The organism is Kribbella sp. NBC_01245 (assembly GCF_036226525.1).
Classification (GTDB): Bacteria; Actinomycetota; Actinomycetes; order Propionibacteriales; family Kribbellaceae; genus Kribbella.
This window is the reverse complement of record NZ_CP108487.1, coordinates 6449097-6470060: the sequence shown is the minus strand read 5'-3', so window position 1 is coordinate 6470060 and position 20964 is coordinate 6449097. Positions and strand designations below refer to the sequence as shown.

Here is a 20964-nt window from a genome sequence, read left to right as displayed (position 1 = left end):
CCGCACAGGTCGGCGACGAACGGGGCGTGAAGGCCGCTGCGTAGGGCTGGCAGGAGCTTCAGGTAGAGGGAGCCTCGTGGGAGACGTTCCTTCGGCAGGTACCGCTCGACGTCACGCTTGACGGCGCCCATCTAGGTGTTCATCCAGTTTTTGGTGAACGTCTCGGCGAGCATCTGGGTGTACACGTCGAGGTCGAGTGCCTCGATGATTGCCATGAGGGCGGGTGGTCCCAGGGCAGTTAGGTCGTCGTTGCAGATGACCATGGACCAGGTGGGGTCGATGCCGTTGATCTTGCGGGTGGAGACGTCTCGGTCTTCGGGGACGAGGGTCAGACGGGGGTTCTGGGAGTTCATCCAGCGGGTCGCGGCCCAGCCGTGATGGGCGAGGATCGATGTGGCGATCTCGTCCGGTACCGGGCGCTGAGCACCGTGTCGGCGTTTCGCCTGGGTGGCCGGTGGGATTTTCCAGGCGCCGGCGTTGAGCAGGCTGACCGCACCGTCGGTGCCGTGACGCACGACGAATGCCCGGTTGACCATCTGCAGCGGCCTCGGGTCCACGATCCGCTGACCCTCGTCGCCTGCAGTGGGGTCCAGTGGGGCCGCAGCGAACGGGTAGGTGATGGAGCCGCGCGACGCGGCGATGACGTTCTGGAACAGCAGCGCCGTTCGCAGCGGGTCCTCGGGGTCGATCGCCTCGCCCATGAGCTTGCGCCCGAGGTCTGTGTCGAAGGCCTCCGACAGTGCGGCCTCTCCCCTGGTGGCGACCACCTGCAGGTACTGGGCCAGGGCGAAGTCGACGACGGCCGGGTGGGCCAGTGACTTGTCCGGACGGGGTCCCACATGGCAGGCCAGCGTGCCGCCGGAAGCAGCGATGATCCGGCTTTCGGCGAGCGTGCTTCCTGCTCGGGGTGCGGTGAGCTCCAGCCGGTTGTTCGAGTCTTTGCTGATGAGGAACATCGGCTCGGGTTCGATGTCGACCCCGATCAGTGCTGCCTGCTCGGCGAGCACCTGGTCGTTGATCTCCCGGTCCAGTACGGAGTAGAGACCGTCGGTGTTCGTGGAGATGATCCGGGCACCGGCGAGCGTCTGCGCCTGGCCGATCCGCCAGCTGAAGAGCTGACCGATGATGCGCATCGAGATGATCCGGTTGTTCATCCGGATCGGGTTCTTGTGGGATGCATCGCCTGCGCCGGACGCGGCGTTGAGGATGAGCTTTGTCCCGTTGCGCAAGGTGGTCAGGCGTTCCTTCTCAGCCGCGCGGAGGCCGGGCTGCTTGAGTTCGCGTCCGAGTCGTTCCTTGTCGAAGAAGATCGTTGCGTAGCGGTCTTCTCCCAGCTCGGGGTTGTAGAAGGCCCTCATGTTGCGCAGCAGGTTCGGGTAGTAGCTCGTGAAGTCCTCGTGGGTGACGTGGCCGGTCGAGGTCCGGGCGTATTTCGGGTGGAGCTTGGTGGACGCGTCCTCCTTCGCAACGAACAGCTCCGGTGCCTTCTTCGCCGCCTCCGTCCGGTACTCGGCCGACGTGGCCGCGGACTTTGCCAGTACCGTCTTGCCCCGGATGACGAACACGCCGCCGGGACTCATGCTGTCGGTGATCGCAACGTCCAGGGCTTCGTGGTCCGGGCGTTGTACCGCCAGGAGGCCTGCCGGGTCAGGGACCTGCGTCTGGGCGCGCGTCAGTTGCTCTGCCTGGACTGGGTCGTCCTTCTTGGGTTTGCGGTACTTGACCTTCGCCGGGTCCGATCCGAGCAGTACGAGACGCTTGTCGACTGACGTGCCGTCTGGCAGGGCAAGCATGCTGTGCTGGCGCTTCGCCTCGGCGACGAAGTCTTTCGCGTCGGGGTAGAGGTGGCGGGCCAGACCGAGCATCATCGTGCTGGCGCGGTGCTCCGCGAGGTCTCGCTCGAACCCGGCGATATCGGCCTCGGCCCCGTGGATCCCCCCGGTGGAGAAGGTCGCGAAGCACGACGACGGGGTCCCGTCGGCCAGGAAGTAGGGCAGGTTGTTGGGCGACTTCGGGATCTCCTTCAGCGACCGGACCGGGAGTCCGTACAGCTCGCTGTACTCCTCGGAGTCGTTGAAGTTCTGCCCCTCGATCGACCGGTAGTACGCGACGACCTGCAGGAAGTCCGTGTGCGCCTTCGCCTGTGCTGGGTTGGCGGCGCGATCGGGGGCGACGTGCTCCTCGAAGAACCGCACGCATTCGTCGAGCACGTTGACCTGGGCGATTCCGCGCTCGTGAGCGATTTCTGCGGCGGGGTAGACAAACGAGACCTTCTCGATGTCGTTCAGGGGCGTGTGCGGGGCGAGGATGCGGCCGACGAACTTCGCCGAGGACGAATCGATGGTCAGCCGGTCGCGGCGTACCGTCTCGTTGCGGTTGAAGACGGTCTCGCGGTATTGGGTCAGTAGGCCGGCCTTGAGGTCGAAGGCGCTGGAGTACAGCGGGTGCTCGAACAGCTGGGCCAGGCCCAAACAGTCGGCGACGTTGTAGGCCAGCAGTTCGTAGAGCTCCTCGAGCGTCGTGATGATCGAGTCGTGGCCCAGCTTGCCGGATTCTTTGATCTGGTGCCCGAGCATGCCGAGCAGGCGCTTCAGCCCGACCTTGCGCTGCAGTTCGTTGAGCCGCGCGACGTCGAGGTGACGCCCGGACTGGAGCATCGCGCGGCGGATCTTGCCCTGAGGTGTGTCCCAGCCGAGGTAACCGGGCATGTACTCGATGTTCTTGGCATCGAACAGTTCGTCGTTGTGTGCGCGCAACGCGGCCGCGGTGATCGGCTTGAACTGCGGGCGCTGTGCGAGGACGTCGACGAGAAGTTGTTCGGTCTCTGCGACACGCTGCGGCGTACTCGCACTGCGGCGTTGCTGCTGTGCGTACGCCAGGCGGGCGCGGTGGTCGACGACGTCGGAGTACACCTCGGACAGGTACAGCGCCAACATGGTCGTGTCGTAGTTCATGGAGTTGTAGCCGGCGAGGAACGGGTGGACCGCCGGGTCAAAGCTGGGGTCGGTATCACAGACGGGACGCAAGTCACCGGGGTATGAGGAGTCCTGCTCCGGATCGCACACCTGCTCTGCGTCGGAAAGCCCCATCAGTTGCGCCAGCCGCAGGTTGCCTCGGATGGTGTGCAGGTCGTACAGCGAAACCTCGACCTTTGGCAGCCCGGGGTTGCCGGTGCGAATCACCTCGACCAGCGAGTGCGTCTGGACCGCTGCGGCCAGCGTGGCGTCGTCGACGAGGAAGAAGACCTCGAGTGCATCGCGGGCCGGGTCCGGGCGCGGCGTGTAGGCGACGAGGCTGAACACATTCGACAAGGACTCGATGTCATAGAACGTGAACAGCGATGACTCCGCTGTGACGGGTGGGAGTCGCCGCCGAAGCTGGGTCCTCTCTTGGGTAGCAGGCATCGTGTCTCTCATTTCGTTCTAGGCGTCTGCAGAACCGGGATCTCGTCCGGGCACGGCTTCATGCCGTTGAGCGGGGCTGGTCGTGTCAGGGCTCATCGGGGCTCGATCCCGGAGCCGGGACGGGCGCCGCGCCGGTCGCGGTCAGGGCATGGCGCAGTAGTCCGCGGTAGCTCGCCTGGAGCAGGGGTTTGCCGATCTTCAGCGGGTCGGTGCCCTTGTAGGCAGGGGCGTACCAGCTCTTCAGTTCGTACTCGGCGATCATCGGCTCGGGCTTGTTCAGCATCTGGCCGGGACGGATTTTGCGGTTCTTGTCCGGGCAGTGCCAGTCGGAGTCGCCGTCGATGATGGCGACGAGGCTGGAGACGAATCGTTGCCGGCTGATCAGAGACCCGGACGGGGACGCCCGGAGGAACCAGCTCTTGAACAGGTCGTAGAGGAACGGGAACGGCAACAGGTCCCAGACGAACAGCTCGCGGAGCTCCTCCCAGAAGGACCTGACCGGGTCGTTCACCTCTTTGTACTCGGCGAGTACAGCCTTCGTCGCCACAGGCTCCGAGAGCTGGTAGTAGTTCCCCGGATCTGCGGCTCCGGCACGATTGATCGCGTACCACAGCGCATACTCGAGGACCTCTGTGCGCTGCAGGTAGTCGTCCTTGATGTACTTGCGTTCTGAGCCGCTGAAGCTCTTCGTGAAGGGCACGAAGAGCTGCCGGCGGTAGAAGCTCTCAGACTTGTCCTTGGCTTTCGGGAATTCGTTGAGGCACTGCACCATGAAGCCGAGGAACTGGAACGCGATCGGCATCCGGTACTTGCGGTTGATCTGGATGACGTCGCCGGTCACGATCGCCTTCAGGTTCGCGGCCTTGTCGATGAGCGTGCCTACGTCGTTCTCGTCGACGATGATCGCGTTTGCCCGAACGAGTGGCTCCAGCGCGAAGTCCTTACCGAAGTCGGACAGCGGGATCGAGGTGTGGGTACCGTCACCGACCAAGTTGCGCATGAGCGCACACAGCGTGCCCTTGCCGTTGTTGCCGCGCTCACTGTAGAACCACGCAGTCTTGCCCCAGCGAACATGCGGCCGGACGATTGCGCCGATGATCTCCCAGATCAGATCGGCCAGTCCTTCCTGGCCGGGCTGGTCGAACATCTCCTCTAGCCAGGCGACGATCTCCCAGTCCCCGTCCTCGGGGTGGGTGATGACCTGCGGAGGCGCATCCTCGACGTAGTCGACGCGGCTCTTGGAAAGAAAGACGATGGCCGGGTCGAAGCGGTGGACCTTCTTGCCCTCGAAGTGGAACGTCCGGCCACCGATCTCGATGTCGCGGTCGGCTGCGCTGTACAAGACGATGCCGTTGTTGACGGCAAGCAGATCCCGGTGCGCGCACCGCTGGGTCCGAGGGCTGTCCTCACGCAGGATCGCGAGGACCTCTTTGAAGTCGTTCAGGGTGAGCTGGGTGTCGTAGCGTCTCGCAGTCGTGCGGAGGTCGTCTTCGCTCACGGTGTAGGTGCCGCGATTGACTCCGGTGGCGTTGTACATCGCGAGTAGGTCGTACTCGCGGTCGGTGTCCTTCGCGTTGGGCGCGATCCGGATGACATGGTGCAGGCGCAGGAGTATCTGCGCGATCTGCCAGCAGGAGAGGCGTTTGGCCAGTGGCAACCGGCCGTCGCCCTTGGGGATCTTGACGTTCTCGGCCTTGATGATCGCGTTGCTGGCGGCAAGCAACTCCTGCTCCAGTAGCCGAGGGGTGGGCGCAGCGTCCAGGTCGAGACGCGACAGATAGGTGGTCGTGACGTGGGTAACGATGAGGTTCTGCGGTGCCGCGGCTTGCGAGCGGCGGTCGAAGAAGTCGAGCAACTCGGTCAGCAGGGTCGCGGTTCTCGTCACCGGCGGCGAGGATCCGGTGTCGCCGGGCGAGACGGACGAGCCGTTGCCCGTGCCGGAAGTGGTCATGCGTCGCCTCTTCGCATCGTGATGGAGACCCGTCGGCAGGGGGTGGGAAGCCGACACGGTTCGTCTCTGAATGGAACGTGTCCACCGACCCTACGTCATTCGAATGATCATCTGCAATCCATTGAATGATTATCTGAATGACTATCTGTGCCCGTGGGTGAGCTACGTGGGCCGGAGTGTGCAGTCCGTGCAGCGAGGGGTGCTCGACGTCGAGCGGGCGCCTAGCAGCACCCGGGGGCGGCGTCAGCCGCCCGAGTTCGTCCCAGTGGGTCCGCTCGTCGGATGCGGCGGGACGTGGGAGGCGGCAGGCCCGGGCAGATCCTGGGCACCCTGGGGCAGCGAAGGCTGTACCACGTCAAGTGGTACAGGCGTTTCCGCAGGTCAGATCGTGTTTCCGCCGGGCTTCTGCCAGGGCTGTACCACTTCCCAAATTTGAAGTGGTACAGACAGAACGCCAGGTCAGGTGGGGTTTTGGTGCCCCTGTACCAGAGGTACCAGAGATTTCGGACCTGACATGCGCATGCCTGCGGGTGCGCCTGCGACCAGTCCAGGGTTCTCAGCCGGGCCCCCACTCCCCTGCGACGCCACCGCGACGGCGGGACTCGGTGTCTCGGCCGTCCCACTGCTAGAGGAAGGTGCCAGATCGGTGGTACCTCTGGTACATCGGGCTCAAATCCGTATCTGACCAGGGCAAACGGGCGTACCACGGGAATGTTCGCAGTGGTACGGGCGACTCGCGCTGTCGAATCCCAGGCCATGCGTTTCCCCAGGTCAGACCGCGGTTCGTGAGGTGTACCAGAGCAAGTGGTACATCTGGCAGCGATCTGATCTGAACAAAGGTGCCCCGGACGAGACAGGAGGTCTCATCCGGGGCAGAAGAGCCGGCAGTAGCCGGCTTCGGGGTGGTAGGAGATGGCCGGCAGCAGTTCTCATCTTGCCGGGCAACTGGGGGGTGGACGACTGCCACTGCGGTCGGCCACTCGCAAGGCGAGGGTCATGGATGACTATTCGGGCTCTATTGGGATCACATCTGCATGATCTATCAATAGTTGTCGAATGATCTTTCATTCCGCTACAATGACAAGCAGACGGCAGGAGACTGTCGCCGTCACCGTCGCTCTTGGCGGATGGAAACGTGAAGAGAAGGACCGGAGGGTATTCCCCGTGGGAAGGGATCCCTTCGGTCCTTCTCGCATGTCCTGCCCGACGCACGATCTGCGTCCGGTCACCGCCGGGTCAGTACCGTGGCAGTCTCCGGCGTGAACGTCAGCTTCTGAAGATCGTGCTGGTACTCCGGGTACGGGGCGTCGGGTCGTTGGGTGCGCGAGCCTGTCTGCTCGATCACATAGACGATGTCGTAGGTGACCGAGTAGTTCTGGTTGCTGCGCACATAGTCTTCACGCTTGTCGAGCGTGATGGTGCTGAAGCCTTCGACCTGGTTCAGCTTCCGGTAGAACCGGCCAACCTTGCGCCTGGCACGGCGCTCGGCCTTGTCGCAGGACAGACCCCAGGCAGTGATGCGGTAGATGTGGGTGTAGCCGATGTCGAAGGTAGGGAAGTACTTCGCGCTGGCAAAGGCCAGACGGGATTTCGCCCTGAGCGTCGGCAGCAGCGCCGGAGCCATCAGCTCGCCGTCCACGTAGACGCAGGTCTCGATGACAGCCATGATGATCAGCTCCTTTCGCTGCACTGACCGGCCAGGAGGCCGGCCGAACTCGGCTTTCCACTGTCCCCCCGGTGACCGGTTTCACCCCGGTCACCCGGGCCTCGCCGCGCTACCTCGCGACCGGACTCGCACGAACAGGCAGGCGAGGCACCCAACCCAGGCCGCGCCCGTCACCGTGACGCCGACCGGTGTCGCCAGCGCCTGGACGGCGCCCGGTGGAACCAGAGCTGCGGCAAGGTTGTACGCCGAGTGGAGAACGACGACCTGCCAGAGCCCACGGGTGCGCTCGGCAATTAGTGCGAGCACGAGCCCTAGAGGTGCAGTCGCCACCGCCTGGACGAGGTTGCCGTGCATACAGGCGAAGATCAGCGACGTGAGCACTGCCGACGTCACGACACCTACCTGCTTGCGCAGCAGGGGATAGGTGAGCCCCCGCAAGAGTGCCTCCTCGCTGAGCGGGGCCACCACGAGAGTCAGCGTGATCACCAGCACCTGAGCCGACGCCTGCTCGGCTTCGCGGTGCCGGTCGAAGCCAGGAGACCCCACCAGCCCATAGAGCATGAGCGCGATCGTCTGACCAGCCAGAAATGTCACTGGCATTGCGAGCAGCACCCAGCGCCAGAACCCCGGGGATCGCTGCGTGCCGTCCATTGGCCCAGGTCCGGGATCGAAGGCGAAGAATCTGGGCCGCAGGTAGCGCGCGCAGACAACAGTCAGCGTGACGATCGCTCCGACGGCGATCGTGGCAACGACCGGGTTCCCGATCCACACCAGAACGAGCGCGGCGAGCAGGATGTACCCGCCGGGGACGCCGAGCATCACGAGCATGCACCAGCCGATGCGGCGCGACGCCGCGAGAGGCGGCTCGGTCCGCGGCTTTCGGTCAGTCTCGGTGGTCATCACAGCGGCTCCGTGATGACCACCTGTAGACGGGTCTCGCCCATGAACGTGTTGAGCTGGAGTCTCCCGAGGAAGCGCAACGCCTCCAGATCGTGGCTGGTAGCGGTCTGAGCAAGCCGGTCATGGTGCTCTTCGGCCGCGTTCCACCACAGGCAGGCAAGACCGGTGCCGGTGACGAGTCGCAGGTGCTGCTTCTCGGTGCCGATCCGGTCCACCCTGAAGCCGTCGAGTGCGACTTCGAAGACCGGCTCGACGAAGCCGTGGCCGAACGGGCGCAGTGTCTCGATGCGGCGCACCAGCTCGATCAGTGGTTCGACGTCGGTCAGTGGGGCGTCGCACTCGGGGCCTGGACCGAGCACGAGGTCACTCGCCGGCCCGATCGAGTCTGCGGCGGCGAGCATTGCGACGCGGGTTGCGCTTTCGAGGATTGCCGAGAGCTTGTCGAGCGCTGCGGCGGTGCGCAGCTTCACGCCACACGCCTGCTGGTGACCGATGGCCCAGAGGTCCTCATGACCCTCGAGCGCGGCGATGATCTCGAACCAGGCTGGGGCCCTGCCAGACCCGCTCACCGGCTCCGACGGCGTCGCCGGCCGGTTCAGCACGACGGCCGGGTGACCGTGCTTCTCCATCATCTGGTTGGCCAGCAGGCCGTACATGCCCGCAGGGGCGGCAGAGAAGTAGACCCATGGCGCCAATGGCTGGTCGCCGTCGGTCAGCTCGGCCAGGTGCTCGACGACCAGTTCCTTGCGGCGCTCGTTGTTCGCGATCACCCGTTGGGCCGCGGCGAGCTTCTGGTTCGTGGTCGGGCTCGTGAACACCGCGAAGCAGTCGGACAAGGGTGTGCCGATCCGCCGGGGGCTGTTCATCGCCGGGGCGACATAGAAGCCGTAGAACCCTTCGTCGATGTCGTCGACGCTTCGGACCTTGCCGGCCTGCGCGAAGGCCTTCAGGAGAACCGCGAAACCCTCGAACGCGGCCAGGTACGCCGCATCGTGCTCACCCGGCTCTGCGGCAAGCAGTTGCAGAAGCGTGGCTTTCTGGACATCGATGCCGTCGGGGTTCGGGTCCAACCCGCCATAAGGGTTCGGAACCGTTCTCGGCGCGGCCGCGGTCAGCAGCCGGGCGATCGAGAGCGAGTCGCGCACCAGTTGCCTGTTCTCGTACAGCACGGGCATGACGTCGGACACGGTACCGAGGCCGGCGAACAGGCGTAGCAGGCGAATGGCCCAGCGCTTTGATGGCTGGTGTGCCGCGGTATAGGCCTCCAGCACCTGGTAGAGAACGTGCGCGCCGCAGATCCCGCGCAGAGCGTAGGTCTCATCGAGGCGGCACGGGTCGACAGTGACATCGGCTGCGCTGCCGGGAGCGAGTTCCTGGTGATGGTCGGTCACCAGGATCTTCCACCCCAACGCCTGTGCGGCGCGCACACCGGCATGGGAGTTCACTCCCCCGTCACAGGTGAGCAGCGTGGTCGTCTCCGGGTAGTGCCGATGAATGTCGGCGATGTCCTCGATGGTCAGGTCGTGCCCGCGGCGGTAGTCGGGGATGTAGAGGTTCACCTCGAACCCGAGCTCCTTGAGCCCCGCGAATCCGAGAACGCCTGAAGCAATGCCGTCCATGTCGAAATCGGGAGCCACGGTGATCGTGCCTCCCGAACGGCGGACGTCTTCGAGCGCGGCCACCATAGTTTCGAGATCCTTCAGCGCGTCGTGCTCCTCGCAGTCGATGGCCTCGAGGTACTCGTCGGTCCAGCCCCTGCGGTGGCGCAGCAGCGCGAACAGGTCGGAGGTGGTTCCGGCACCCTGCCACTGGCGATCGGAGTCGACGAACGTGGGGGTTGTGGTCATCATCATGTCCTTGCTGATCGAATGATCATCTAATGCGATTTTAGCAGCGCGAGCCTCTTCTTGATGCTGTTATCACATCATCTTTGCTTAATCTATAGGAATCGTCATCCAATGACTTTTCATAGATCACTCAATGGCTTATGGTCGACACCATGGTCAAGCGAAGCGTCGTCGAGTCGGACCTGAGCAAGCGTCCGAATGCCGCGACGGTCACCTTCGGACTCTTCGATGATTGGTACGAGATCGACCTCACCGCCAAGGAGCGGCGCGAGCTCCAGGCAGAGCTGAAGAAGTACGTCGAGGCAGCCCGCAAGGCAACGCCGCCTAAGCCGCGAGCAGTCCCTGAGATGACTCCCGAGGAACGTGAGGCGATCCGCGCCTGGGGCCGGGACAACGGATTCAACGCCCAAGGCATGGGCCGGATCAGCAAAGAGTTGCAGGCCGCCTACGACGAGGTACACGGGATTGTTACGGAGCGCCGTAAGGCACCTCCGAAGCCGCGCAGGAGCCCCGGGCCTGAGGTCCCCGAGATGACTCCCGAGGAACGCGAGACGATCCGCGCCTGGGGCCGCGAGAACGGATTCAAGGCTCAAGGCAAGGGGCGGATCAGCAAAGAGTTGCAGGCCGCCTACGACGGCGCACACGGGATCGTCCGGAAGAGATAGCCCGGCGCGGCCCGGTTCGATCATCAGCCTGGGCCGTGAATGCGAGTCCACAGAGCGGTTCCACACATCTCCCCGCCGGCTCCAGCATCACACCGGACGCAGCGAGGGATGCATCACGTCGAAGGTCTCGATGCCGGCCTGGATGGCTCGGGTCCGGCAGTCAACGGTGCCATGGGAGAAGTGTCCCGCCACCAGCGGCACGAGCTGTTGGTCGTGCGATTGCGGGCATCGCGGCCTGCGGCACAGATCGAGGAAGGCCGTGCAACGCACGGAGCTGCCCTGCTCGAGCAGGGCCACTACGAGGTCGACCATCTGCTGGTTGCGGATGAAGCCGGCCCTCTTGCCATAGGTCGTCCAGTCGGCGGGGACGGTCAGGACCTCGAAACCCTCTGCCCGCCACAACATCTCGGCCATGGCGTCCGCGCCGCGACCGTCAGGATCTGCCGGGCAGTGCCCGGATACCAGCAGCGGGCTGGTCACGCTCGACGGTCCCCAGCCCCGCCAGCCCTCGCGGTAGGCGGCACGCATGCCGATCTCGTCGTCCCAGCTGCGCGCGCCGGTAACCAGGTCGACGTGTGAGTACACGGGGCGGCGCGGGTTATTCGCGATTCGCGCCGCTGCGGCATCGTCTGGAGTGACGTGGGGCATGGTAAATCCTCTCGTGCGATGAATCATCTGCGAGACGTGTCCTGCTCAGTTGCGACTGGCAGGCGGGTACAGGAGGACGTCGACGCCGGCCTCGGCGACCGGCGTCAGAGATTCGACGATGCGGTTGGATACGTCGCTCCAGTCGAGTCCTCCGAGGCCGCAGCCAAGAGGCGGGATGGCAATTGATCGGGCTTGGGATTCGATGATTACCTGTCGAAGGGCGACGAGCCCCGCTTCGATCCACTGGAGCTTCGATGGGTCGCGCCAGTGTTCTTTCGTGGGGAAGTTCGCGACCATCACTGTGCGCGGCGAGTGTGTTTCCACGATGTGCACGTCGATGGATCCTATGGACACGAGAGCGGACTGGCAGCGATCGCGGTAGGCGGCGAACATGCTCGGGTAGCGCTGTTTGAACTGCAGGGCGAGACCGGCGCCCATGACTCCTCGTGTGTTGACGGCATTGACGAGGATGTCCGCGCCACTGCCGAACAGGTTCGTTCCGGGGGACTGCAAGATGATCGGCATGATGACTCCAGCATTCAATCGGTAGCGAGCTGATGGCGTGCCTGGCCGGCGGCGCATGCCCTAGTCGGCTGCTGACGCTGAGACCTCATAGGCCATCACGTGCGCAACCGTGTCGATGCATCCATGTCTCTCGACCAAGTGCTCATACACGACGTGCTCCAGGTTGCGGCTGCGCAAGATCGAGTCGCAGTCAGGTACAGGGCATTCGACTGCAATCGTGATCAGAGAGACGTCGGTGGTCACCAGGCACGCTCTCGAAGGCGAGCCGGTCGACAGGGGACGGCTCTCATCTGATGCGTCACGTGCGTGCGCTGGTGTGAGGCATGATTCACGGAACTCTCCTCAGGGGTACAGGAACTGGGCTTGGCCCGACTACTCCTGTTCCGTCCCGTGCCAGCTCCGCTGGCTCCGCAGACGGTCGGCCGGCATGGCTCCCGGCGGAAACCTTCCGCCGGGTGCATGTCGGGGACTGTCCGCGGCGCCAACACACACGGGTTTGTCGTCGCTCTGCCGCGGAATCGACCAACCTGCGTCGAAATCGCGGCAGGGCAAGGGCAGATCACGCGCATCGTGCAGGAGCCGTAGCGAGCACCTCGGCGAGGTCGCGGTGGATCTGACTGCTCCATCGGGTGTGGTAGGAACGGCCCCGACGGATCTCCAGCTCATGGACTGCTGCAGCACCCGACCGGGGGTCGATCTTGATCGAGATGTTCGCGACCAGCCGCTCGTCTTGGTCGTAGACTCCGACGAGCGGTGTGTACGTCTGAGACACGTCCGCTGAGTACCCAGCGATGCAGTTGCGCATGGCAATCGACCATTCACGTAGCTGAGCCTGTGTTGCGGCTACGACGTAGCGAAGGTCTCCTGCCTTGCTGACCGCGGCCAGTCGCTCGACGAGCAGGACGTAGGTCGAGTGCACGGTGCTGGTCGCCTTCTTCAGCTTGTCGAGCCTCTCGGACTCAGCCTTCTGCCGTTCAATGAGCTTGCGCTGCTCAGCGGCATTGCGTCGTTTCAGCCAGCGCTCGCCGTCTGCTGTTTCGAACCACACTGCCCGAGCTATTCTTCGGCGCTCGCTGTCCTCCCGGCTCTGGCGAGCGAGTTCGTTTCGGGTGTGGCCGCATGTGTAGTTGACGGCGTCCTCGAACTCCTTCCAGGTCCGTACGTGCCCTGGTAGCTCTACGTCGACGCCAGGCAGACCGCCGGGCCCGCACATCTCGTCTAGCAGAGCTTCGTAGTTGCGCATGGCGTCCCTGACACACCACGAGTCTCCTTCCTTGCCCCGCCGCCAGTCCCCTTCTCTGACGCGCCTCTTCAGAAGCCGGGCGCGACTCTTCGAGTCGAGACCCCGGATCAGCTTGCCAAACGGTGAGCCGAGCTCGAACCAGTCCGGTAGTAGCACGTCCCGCTCCTGGTGCTGACGTAGGTGAGCGACGGCCCAATCGACCGGCATTGAGCGATCCCAGAGCAGCAGTGCCCAGCGGAGGGCCTCAAGTTTCCCCATGGCCACAGCCTTGACCACGTCGGCACGGACGTTGTCGGCTCCGAAGCAGTTTGCGGCGACATCGGCGGCGGTCTGTGCGCCTACCAAGTACGGCAGCAGGTCGCGCTGGTACTCCGAGCTGGGCATCTGTCCGCGTCCCGGGAACTTCTCGTCCCAGTACTTCATCACGGGGGCAAGCGTGGCTGCCTGCCTGTCGGGCCCGAAGATCTCCCGGGCGGCCTGCCCGAGGGCGGATCGCGAGGTGTGGTAGCGGCCGAGATTAACCGGCGCTTGCATGGGGTCAGGCTCGTCGCCGAGAGAGGCGTTGATGCGCAACGGAGTGACGAGGATCTGACCGACCTCGTCTTTTTCGATGCGGCAGCGGCTAGTCCACACGTCGAACTGCTCGATCGTGCTGTCGGCGAGGATCCCTGCGAAGGTCTCAACGATCTCGTGATGCATCACAGTGTGGATGGTGCCGTCGGCGTGCTCCGCTTCGCTGGTCGTGGCAATTTCGCGCGAGCCGATGCTGACCCGGTTCTTCTGCTCGTCTAAGGGGTCTGCCCGATGCAGCTTCATGAGCTTGGCGCGGTGGGTGACCAACTGCTTGGTGCTTTCGATGCGCAGCACTGTGTCCATGGACGACTCCGATCTTGGAAGGTCTGGGAAGGAGCGAGGCCCCTGTTGCGGTAGTCAGGGGCGCGTCGACAAGCCCTGGTGAGGATGTCCGCACCGGTGTTTGCGGAGTTGTTGCCAGCTGGTCGGCATGAGATCTCGTGGCGGACGAGCCAATAACGAAGCCGGTCGCCGACTCGTGCTTGTCCCGTGCCAGCTCTGCTGGCTATGAGCCGCTTCAGCTACCTCGGGGTCGTCGCCTTGGTGGCTCACTCGATGCGCCCGCAGGGCATCCATTCATCGATTGCTGGCGACGAGCGCGGCGGCTCATCCATGCCATCTGGGCATGCCGAGCGCAGCGAGGTCAGGGAGCGCCAGCGACCGTTGGAACCCGTCGGCTATGCCGACCAACACGTCCTCGGAGCGCAGCGGAGAGGGGCGAGCGAAGCGACGTCTTCAGGGCACGTGTTGCCAGGTTCTCTTATGCCCTTTTTCTTCTCCGCCTTCTGTTCCACGTCCGGAGCGTTAGCGGAGGACTGGAACGCTGGTGTATCAGGCGAAATCGTTGGTACGTACCGGTCCGGACTCTGGGACATCTTGCGCGAAGCGCGTGTACGGTCCGGTGCTGTTTCGCCTGGTCTTGGCCCTCTGATGCTGTTCGCTCTGATCGGCGTGCGTGGCACCGCCGTACGGATGCGCTTTCGCAGTCTCGCGAGGTACGAGCGGCGCACTCTTCCTCCGTCTGTACGGATGCTCGCTTTGGTGGGTCTTCTAATCGCCTACGGCTCCGCAATACCTTGCCGCTAGCGGCTACCGCAGCGGCGCCACAGGGTGGTCCGACGCTCTATCGCTGTGGTGGTTGGCGCTGTGGATCCACAGGCTGTTGCGCCGCGCAGCGGTTTGCCCCTCATCGTGTGCCGGAGTTCGATTGGGCTCTTTTGGGCCGGCATCCGTGACGGTCGTCGGCATCGCTCGTACGACGGCTGTCTTACCGGCACTCGTTGCACCGCGCCCGAGGCGGGCCGCAGGCCCTTCACAGCTACTGCGCAGCAGTCGTGGGCGCATGAAGGAGAGCCAGAAGAGCAGGGCGTGGGAGCGCCGACCGACACTCATCCGGTCCCTGGGTGGGCTCAGCCGCGTTCAGATCTTGCCTCGATGGCGTGCATCACTGGGCTGTGGGAGGACCGGGACGCATCGCGGTCTGCCGCCGGTCCTGTCGCCGAACGTCAGGCGTCGCGCTCCGGGTCGATGCTGGGCACCTGCTGGACCAGGGCCTGAACCGGGGCGGCCGGGATACCAGACCTGTCCCCTATTGGAGCACTGACGAGACCACCAACGGGCCACGGTAGGAACTGGCGGGTGGGCTCGGCTGGGTCTGATCGACGTCCTTGCCGAGTCGTGAGGTGCCCCGGAACGCGGATAGGTCTTTAGATGGTCTTTAAAAGGTTTGCAAAAGACCATTAAATGCTTATAGGATGCGAATCTGATAGAGGACTCAAGGGCGACCTGGCCGAGTCCCGTAGACGAGGCCGAGGAGAGTGCACGGATGACCAAGACCAGTCAGCCAGAGGCGGCAGATCCGCGGCGGCTTCGCTGGAGCGTTCCCGCAGCAGACGTCTCGGTGAACCAGTGGCTCGACCTCCAGGAGAACATCTCGGGCTCGCTCCGGCTGCTGATCCGCGAATCGATCGAGCGCGATGGCTACATCGACGTCGTGAACAAACCGGTAGAGCAGCTGCTCCGACATGGGCAAGCTCTGCCGGCCAATACCGCGGGAACTCTGCCGACCGAACCCTCGCAGGCGAAGTACACCGTTCCGCAGGGCGAGCCGCGCAACCAGTTGAGTGACGCACCGCCGGCAATGGCACACGACCAGGCGTCTTCGCCCGCGGATCAATCTTCCGCGCCGGTCGAGTCCCTCGAAGGACCCGCTGCCGTGCCGGCAGCCACACCAGCGCAGCACGAAGTGCCTGGGGTCCGGGAGCAGGCCTCCATCGACGAAATCATGTCGTCCACCCGCCGGTAGTCGAGTGCCCGACGCAGTGCCCCAGACCACCAGACCATGCAGATGAAGGATCCAGAAATGAGCGAAGCGACCATCCCCCTCACCGGCGGCATCGACGTCGGCAACGGCTATGTGAAAGGTGTCATCCGCAACAACGAGAGCGGAGTCTTCGATGAGATCGACCTCCCATCGGCGGTTACCTCGACAAGCCGACAGAACCCGAAAGTGCCGCTCGCGGACACGTCTGCCGCTGGAGTTCTCAGCGATGACGCTGCGGCTGCGGGTGACGACTTCTACAACCGACTCGACTGCACGATGAGCACTCCCCTGGTTGCTGCGAGTGACCGTCGCATCTTCGGCCGCGCGGCGCTGAATGTGCGCGGCTCGAAGTTCACCGAGTTCGAGGTCCTGGGCAAGCACAGCAAGGTCGACCAAGAACTCGCCAAGGTGCTCGTACTCGGGGTCTTCGCGGTCAAGGCGCTGCGCGACCATGTTCGTGCCACAGGCGCGCTTCCTGACCATGAGCTGCGCGTGAAAGTGCGCGCTGGTCTTGCGCTGCCGATCTCGGAGTTCGTCGCGCGCCGCAACGCCTACGCTGCCGAGTTCATGGGGATTGGCGCCACCGAGCCCGTAGTGCACCTCGTGACGATCAAGAACTTCTCAACGCCGGTATCGGTTCGACTCGAGTTCGTCGACGTCCAGGTCATGGCCGAGGGTGCCTCGGCACAATTCGCGATCACCGACAAGAAGGAGCCGCTCGCCCAGGCGCTGCTCGACGACCTGCGTACCCGTCAACCCGGCGCCTTCGCCGACGTCACCGCGGCCGATCTCGTAACTGTCCGAAACACCGTTGGTGTGGACATCGGCGAGGGCACCGTCAACTTCCCGGTCTTCACCGATGGCAGGTTCAACCCTGAGGCTGCGTTCACGCTCGAGCAGGGCCACGGTACGGCGCTGATGAATGCCATGGAGCGCATGAGCGAATCCGATAAGGCGTTGCAGTTCACATCGCGCAAGCAGCTCGCTGACTTCCTCCAGGCTCCACCCTCGGTACTGCAGAAGTCACGGCACGAGCGTGCTGCCGGCTTCGTCGCCGACGAAGCCACCTACCTGGTCGACGCGATCGTCTCCGCGTTCGGTGACGTCCTCTCGCAGGCCGGCGCGACGACCGAGGTGGTCTACGTCTACGGCGGTGGCGCGGGTCCGGTACGCGAGATGCTGCACCCACGACTCCTGCAGGCCGCCGGCGACGTCCCGGTCCTCTACCTCGACTCGAGCTACTCACGCCACCTGAATCGTGAAGGCATGTACATCGCGGCACGCCACGTGGAGATGGCCAGCACCGTGCAGGCGGTCGGCGAGCCCGACTCGTGAGCAGTTACAGGCAGATCGTGAAGCTGCTCGTGGCAAACGCCGGCGAGAAGCGAATGTCGGAAGTCTTCGACGACTTCGTCGAGATGTCCGCGCTCGCCGTCCGGAACGCGGTGGATTCCTGGGGGTACGACGAGCGCGAGGAGCAGTACCTGCGCACCGCAGGTCGCTATGACCGCGACGAGCTGAACCGCTTCGCGCACGCCCTCGCGCTCGTCGTGAACGCGATGGAGCAAGCACCCTGCGACGTACTCGGCCGCCTCTACATGGAACTGGAGCTCGGCAACGGCCGCCTCGGCCAGTTCTACACCCCCTACGACGTCGCCAGGCTCATGGCAGGGATGCAGATCGACGCAATTGCCGAGCAGATCCAGTCCCAGGGTTTCGCGAGTCTGTACGAACCAGCATGTGGAGCAGCCGCGTTCATCGTCGCCATCACTCAGGAGATGCGCACCGCCGGACTGAACCCCCAGACCCAGTTACACGTGACGGCAGAGGACATCGCACCCCAAGCCGTCCACATGGCCTACATCCACCTGTCGCTGCTCCACGTTCCCGCGGTCGTACACCGCAGAAACACCCTCACCATGGAGACGTTCGACAGCTGGCGAACACCAGCCCACATCCTCGGCGGATGGGGCTGGAAGCTCCGCCATGTCGACACGGTGGAGAGAGCGCAGAAGCTGCTCGACTCGCCGGCGACCTCCGGTGGACCCTCATTCACCACAACGGACCACAGGATGGCTCCAGGCTGCACCAACCTGGATTCGGGCCATGGTGGACGGTTGCACCCGTCACGACCGGATGCCCGGACCGGCGGCACCCTAATGCCTCTGGGGACGGCTCGATAGACAGACGGCCTCAACCAAAAAGAAGCCCTCCCGGATCAGAGAGATCCAGGAGGGCTTCTTCGGGCGAAACTAGGTCGTTGACCTGTGACGTGCGCGGATGACCATCAGCAGCTCGCCGAGCATATTCATACCGGGAGTCTGCTCATGCCTCGGGCAGAAGCACGAGCCCCAGTACTGGTCGTGCCAGTGATTTGTCTCCACAAGCACGCGGCCCTCGGTACGCACGAGTTGGTAGCGAAGGGCAGGGACCGCGAATTTGGCGGTTAACACTTGCCGCATGGCCCAGACCCGCACGCCAGCATCCCAACCGGGCCGAAGGGGCACCCGGCGCCCGCGGCGCTTGCTCTCCCCCGGCGTCGGCGCCTCGAGCACGTGATGCTGCTGGTCTTCGTCGACGGTCTTCAATGCGTTGAACGCGTGCTCCGCCGAAGCAACCTCGGCGTCCAGGAGCGGCATGAGGAACGGTGTCTGGTCAAAGTTCGACAGGAAAGCGAGCTCTCCGGCGAACATGGGTGACTGATCGAACTGGCCCACGGCTATCACTCCAAGTTTTATCCACTCGTCTGGCCGGGCGCCCCCGAATCAGCTGTGCTGATGCCTGAGGTGCACCGCTGAGCGCAGAAGGGCAGATCTCGCTGGAGCGAGGCTTGCCGCAGGCTGGCGCGATCGGAGCGGGCAGCTCACACCACAATGCCCAGCTCGCCGGCCAGCTCTTCCAACTCTGCTGTAAGCCGGCGCAGGTCGGCTGCAGCCGCAGACCAAGCGAACTCAGATGTTGCCTCGAGCCCCATAGCACTTAAGCCCCGTGCAACCTCGCGCACGCACGGCAGGTACTTACGAAGCCGACGCAGCATCCGCTCATCCTGCCCGTATCCCAGCTGGTAGGGGATCGATCCAGCATTGTCTTTGAGATCGCTGGCCTTGATCAACAACGCGGGAATCCGCGACCAGGCCAGTGCCGTCATGTGGATCTGGTAGCTCTCCAGGTCGACCACGGCAGCAGGGTTCGTGACCTGATGCACGTGCTGTGCCGTCCCATCGCCGAAGAGCCGAGCCAGGCAACCCCGTGCCGTCTCGGCTTGACGACCAAATATGCGGAGCAGTTCTTCGGAGCAGTCCTCTACTACGTCATGCAGCAGAGCCGCGGCCAAGACCTCTGGATCACGAACGCCCCATCGCATCAGCCGTAGCGCGACGCGAAGCGGGTGCTCGATGTACGGCACCCACGGCAGACGACCACGAACGAACCTGGTTTGCCTGCGGTGCAGGAAGGATGCCATCGCAGCGGCGGAGGTGATGAGCTCGCTCGACTCGGGCATGAGTCGGTGAACCTCACGGCCGAGCTCGAAAACGAGCATCGACGGATCCATCTGTTTGAGTGGGACCTGCGGAAAGTCAGTGGGCAGTGCGCTCATGGTTGTGCTCGCATTTCTTTGTGGGAACGAGCTACTCGATGGTCGCTACTCCCCCGGCGCTGCAACGCAGCGCACACCTGCCACCCGACAGCCTCTTCAAGAGAGCGGGCGCAAGTGAAACGGTGATTGGCGCCGGGTTCGGTGGCGTAGCTCGTCCCCGCAGATCAACAGCGCGGGCCACAACGGAGCCGGCTGCTCTCAGAGCAAGCTGGCGCCGCGGCGACTACTGCGCCAGGATCAGGTATGTGAGCTCCGAGACCCCCGAGAAGCCGGCCCCCGTGCCCTCCAAGATCGAGGAATCAGCATCTTCGATTGCACTCGGCCGCCTCGCCCGCGTTGCATGCGCCCTGGTTGGCACCGCATCCGGAGCGGCGGGAGTTGTGGGAGTCTTCACCAAAGATGCGAGCAGCATCGGCGTACCAGTCCTGCTCGCGCTGGCGGCCTTCTTTGGATATCGCGGTGTCAGGGCAACGCCTCCGCAGCCTGCGCGTGGGCGAGTACGAGGCTGCGTTCGACCGGATCGCAAACGCAGTGACGCATCGCGTGCTCGAGAACCCCGCGGTGCCAGACGAAGCGAAAAACGAACTGGCAGAGGCACTCGACGGCGTACATGCCGACCTGCCCTCCAGCACCCGACGTGCAGTCGCGGAGGTGCTCTCAGATCAGCAACGTGCTGAGGCATACGAATCAGACTTACGAGCGGAGCTTTGGAGGCACTTTGGCCCGGCTGAATACAGGGCTGAGACCGGGCTCCAGGACGGCTCGACCGGGATCATACTGAAGCGGGGCGCGAGAAGCATCATCGTGCAGGCAAAGTTCACGCGCGCACCGACGTTCCGAGCACAAGATGCGTCCGGATTCGCTCTCCGGGCCGACTTTGGCGTACCGGTGATTCTCGTGGCCCCCGCCCCGCTCGGGCCAGGCTCTGTTGGGGTATTGGCCCAGCTTCTAGGCGACGACAACCTCGAGTTCGTGCAGTGGCGAGGGTCTGCCGATAACGGAGTGCTGCTGGAGACCATCAACCGAATGCTAAACCAAGCCAATCGACCTACCGCATGACCGGCATCCAACAGTCAACTCAGGCCCCTACAACGGATGTAATCGTCGTCGAGGCCACAAGCCACTGAGCCGAGCGACTCGGTGGCGTGCTTCAGGGCGCCGGGCTGCACTCTGGCCGCCGCCCTCTCAGTCCGTTCACAGCTGCAGCCTGCCGTCGCTGCGCTTGATCGGTCGGCAGAGTATTCGGGCCATCGCGAAGGGTGGAATGCTGACTGGTCAAACTGATCACTCGTCACGCTCGGGAACCGGCTCGGTCGGATACAGCTGCTGCCACAGCCACAGCAGAAACTCGTCGTCGTTGTCCCAGTCGTCGTACTCGGTCGCGGCGTCTATCGCCTCAGGGTGCAACCCCTCGCGATCGCCCCGGAGGAGCCGGACGAACTCCTGCTTGAATGTCGCCATCTGCAAGTCATCAGGACGATTCGCTTGCGCGCGACCTACCAGCAGATCAAATTCATCATTCCGAACTTCCGGATGGTAATACGCTTGAATGAGACCGAGGAAGGTCGCAAACGGAACCGTCTTATCCTTAAGCCAGTACATGTCAATTCCGGGCATTCCA

The 20964-nt window shown here is 64.1% G+C and carries 16 protein-coding genes; 5 read left to right on the top strand and 11 right to left on the bottom strand.

The genetic code is table 11. The features are described 5' to 3' along the window. Positions 1-131: 131 nt before the first annotated feature. The 5 genes from OG394_RS29555 to OG394_RS29535 all read right to left on the bottom strand — a co-directional run bounded on the left by OG394_RS29555 (position 132) and on the right by OG394_RS29535 (position 9768). A complete protein-coding gene (locus OG394_RS29555) occupies positions 132-3404 on the bottom strand; it encodes a hypothetical protein (protein WP_328990413.1) in 3273 nt (1090 codons plus the stop codon). An 85-nt stretch (positions 3405-3489) separates the two neighbouring features. After that, entirely contained in the window at positions 3490-5355 is a 1866-nt protein-coding gene (locus OG394_RS29550; RefSeq protein WP_328990412.1) for a DNA primase family protein, read from the bottom strand. Between the two features lie 1225 nt (positions 5356-6580). Continuing rightward, on the bottom strand, positions 6581-7021 hold the full coding sequence (locus OG394_RS29545; protein WP_328990411.1) for a hypothetical protein: 441 nt from the start codon (positions 7019-7021) through the stop codon (positions 6581-6583). Positions 7022-7111: 90 nt separating this feature from the next. Continuing rightward, positions 7112-7921 (bottom strand): CPBP family intramembrane glutamic endopeptidase, encoded by an 810-nt coding sequence (locus OG394_RS29540; RefSeq protein WP_328990410.1) that lies wholly within the window; start codon positions 7919-7921, stop codon positions 7112-7114. Next, entirely contained in the window at positions 7921-9768 is a 1848-nt protein-coding gene (locus OG394_RS29535; RefSeq protein ID WP_328990409.1) for a DHH family phosphoesterase, read from the bottom strand. The genes OG394_RS29540 and OG394_RS29535 overlap by 1 nt, the downstream gene beginning before the upstream one ends. Positions 9769-9920: 152 nt before the next feature. On the opposite strand from OG394_RS29535, the gene OG394_RS29530 reads away from it, so the two are divergent. Continuing rightward, positions 9921-10433 (top strand): Lsr2 dimerization domain-containing protein, encoded by a 513-nt coding sequence (locus OG394_RS29530; protein ID WP_328990408.1) that lies wholly within the window; start codon positions 9921-9923, stop codon positions 10431-10433. Positions 10434-10520: 87 nt separating this feature from the next. On the opposite strand, the gene OG394_RS29525 is transcribed toward OG394_RS29530, so the two are convergent. The 3 genes from OG394_RS29525 to OG394_RS29515 all read right to left on the bottom strand — a co-directional run bounded on the left by OG394_RS29525 (position 10521) and on the right by OG394_RS29515 (position 13725). Next, positions 10521-11081 carry a hypothetical protein gene (locus OG394_RS29525; protein ID WP_328990407.1) on the bottom strand — a complete coding sequence of 187 codons (561 nt, stop codon included), beginning with the start codon at positions 11079-11081 and terminating at the stop codon, positions 10521-10523. 45 nt (positions 11082-11126) lie between these two features. Further along, complete coding sequence (locus OG394_RS29520) at positions 11127-11606, bottom strand: macro domain-containing protein (protein ID WP_328990405.1); 480 nt, start codon at positions 11604-11606, stop codon at positions 11127-11129. 559 nt (positions 11607-12165) lie between these two features. Beyond that, positions 12166-13725 carry a hypothetical protein gene (locus OG394_RS29515; protein WP_328990403.1) on the bottom strand — a complete coding sequence of 520 codons (1560 nt, stop codon included), beginning with the start codon at positions 13723-13725 and terminating at the stop codon, positions 12166-12168. 1522 nt (positions 13726-15247) lie between these two features. Between OG394_RS29515 and OG394_RS29510 the strand changes: the two genes are divergently transcribed. The 3 genes from OG394_RS29510 to OG394_RS29500 are packed head-to-tail and all read left to right on the top strand — an operon-like array spanning position 15248 to position 17928. Then, positions 15248-15727 (top strand): hypothetical protein, encoded by a 480-nt coding sequence (locus tag OG394_RS29510; protein ID WP_328990401.1) that lies wholly within the window; start codon positions 15248-15250, stop codon positions 15725-15727. 57 nt (positions 15728-15784) lie between these two features. Continuing rightward, positions 15785-17080 (top strand): ParM/StbA family protein, encoded by a 1296-nt coding sequence (locus tag OG394_RS29505; RefSeq protein WP_328990400.1) that lies wholly within the window; start codon positions 15785-15787, stop codon positions 17078-17080. After that, entirely contained in the window at positions 17077-17928 is an 852-nt protein-coding gene (locus OG394_RS29500) for an N-6 DNA methylase (RefSeq protein WP_328990399.1), read from the top strand. Before OG394_RS29505 ends, OG394_RS29500 begins: the two co-directional genes overlap by 4 nt. A gap of 69 nt (positions 17929-17997) precedes the next feature. On the opposite strand, the gene OG394_RS29495 is transcribed toward OG394_RS29500, so the two are convergent. Continuing rightward, the gene (locus tag OG394_RS29495; protein ID WP_328990398.1) at positions 17998-18462 is read right to left on the bottom strand and encodes an NADAR family protein; all 465 of its coding nucleotides are present in this window, start codon (positions 18460-18462) and stop codon (positions 17998-18000) included. Between the two features lie 146 nt (positions 18463-18608). Continuing rightward, a complete protein-coding gene (locus tag OG394_RS29490) occupies positions 18609-19343 on the bottom strand; it encodes an HD domain-containing protein (protein ID WP_328990396.1) in 735 nt (244 codons plus the stop codon). Positions 19344-19832: 489 nt separating this feature from the next. Between OG394_RS29490 and OG394_RS29485 the strand changes: the two genes are divergently transcribed. Next, positions 19833-20402 (top strand): hypothetical protein, encoded by a 570-nt coding sequence (locus tag OG394_RS29485; protein ID WP_328990395.1) that lies wholly within the window; start codon positions 19833-19835, stop codon positions 20400-20402. 225 nt (positions 20403-20627) lie between these two features. On the opposite strand, the gene OG394_RS29480 is transcribed toward OG394_RS29485, so the two are convergent. Next, positions 20628-20960, bottom strand: coding sequence for a hypothetical protein (locus OG394_RS29480; RefSeq protein WP_328990394.1), 333 nt, complete (start codon positions 20958-20960; stop codon positions 20628-20630). Positions 20961-20964: the final 4 nt, after the last annotated feature.

What these genes read in the sequence shown, in the direction of transcription:
- OG394_RS29555 (WP_328990413.1), bottom strand. Translation starts at nt 3,404, where the DNA reads ATGCCTGCTACCCAAGAGAGGACCCAGCTTCGGCGGCGACTCCCACCC.
- OG394_RS29530 (WP_328990408.1), top strand. Translation starts at nt 9,921, where the DNA reads ATGGTCAAGCGAAGCGTCGTCGAGTCGGACCTGAGCAAGCGTCCGAAT.
- OG394_RS29540 (WP_328990410.1), bottom strand. Translation starts at nt 7,921, where the DNA reads ATGACCACCGAGACTGACCGAAAGCCGCGGACCGAGCCGCCTCTCGCG.
- OG394_RS29520 (WP_328990405.1), bottom strand. Translation starts at nt 11,606, where the DNA reads ATGCCGATCATCTTGCAGTCCCCCGGAACGAACCTGTTCGGCAGTGGC.
- OG394_RS29515 (WP_328990403.1), bottom strand. Translation starts at nt 13,725, where the DNA reads ATGGACACAGTGCTGCGCATCGAAAGCACCAAGCAGTTGGTCACCCAC.
- OG394_RS29490 (WP_328990396.1), bottom strand. Translation starts at nt 19,343, where the DNA reads ATGAGCGCACTGCCCACTGACTTTCCGCAGGTCCCACTCAAACAGATG.
- OG394_RS29545 (WP_328990411.1), bottom strand. Translation starts at nt 7,021, where the DNA reads ATGGCTGTCATCGAGACCTGCGTCTACGTGGACGGCGAGCTGATGGCT.
- OG394_RS29525 (WP_328990407.1), bottom strand. Translation starts at nt 11,081, where the DNA reads ATGCCCCACGTCACTCCAGACGATGCCGCAGCGGCGCGAATCGCGAAT.
- OG394_RS29505 (WP_328990400.1), top strand. Translation starts at nt 15,785, where the DNA reads ATGAGCGAAGCGACCATCCCCCTCACCGGCGGCATCGACGTCGGCAAC.
- OG394_RS29550 (WP_328990412.1), bottom strand. Translation starts at nt 5,355, where the DNA reads ATGACCACTTCCGGCACGGGCAACGGCTCGTCCGTCTCGCCCGGCGAC.
- OG394_RS29480 (WP_328990394.1), bottom strand. Translation starts at nt 20,960, where the DNA reads ATGCCCGGAATTGACATGTACTGGCTTAAGGATAAGACGGTTCCGTTT.
- OG394_RS29510 (WP_328990401.1), top strand. Translation starts at nt 15,248, where the DNA reads ATGACCAAGACCAGTCAGCCAGAGGCGGCAGATCCGCGGCGGCTTCGC.
- OG394_RS29535 (WP_328990409.1), bottom strand. Translation starts at nt 9,768, where the DNA reads ATGACCACAACCCCCACGTTCGTCGACTCCGATCGCCAGTGGCAGGGT.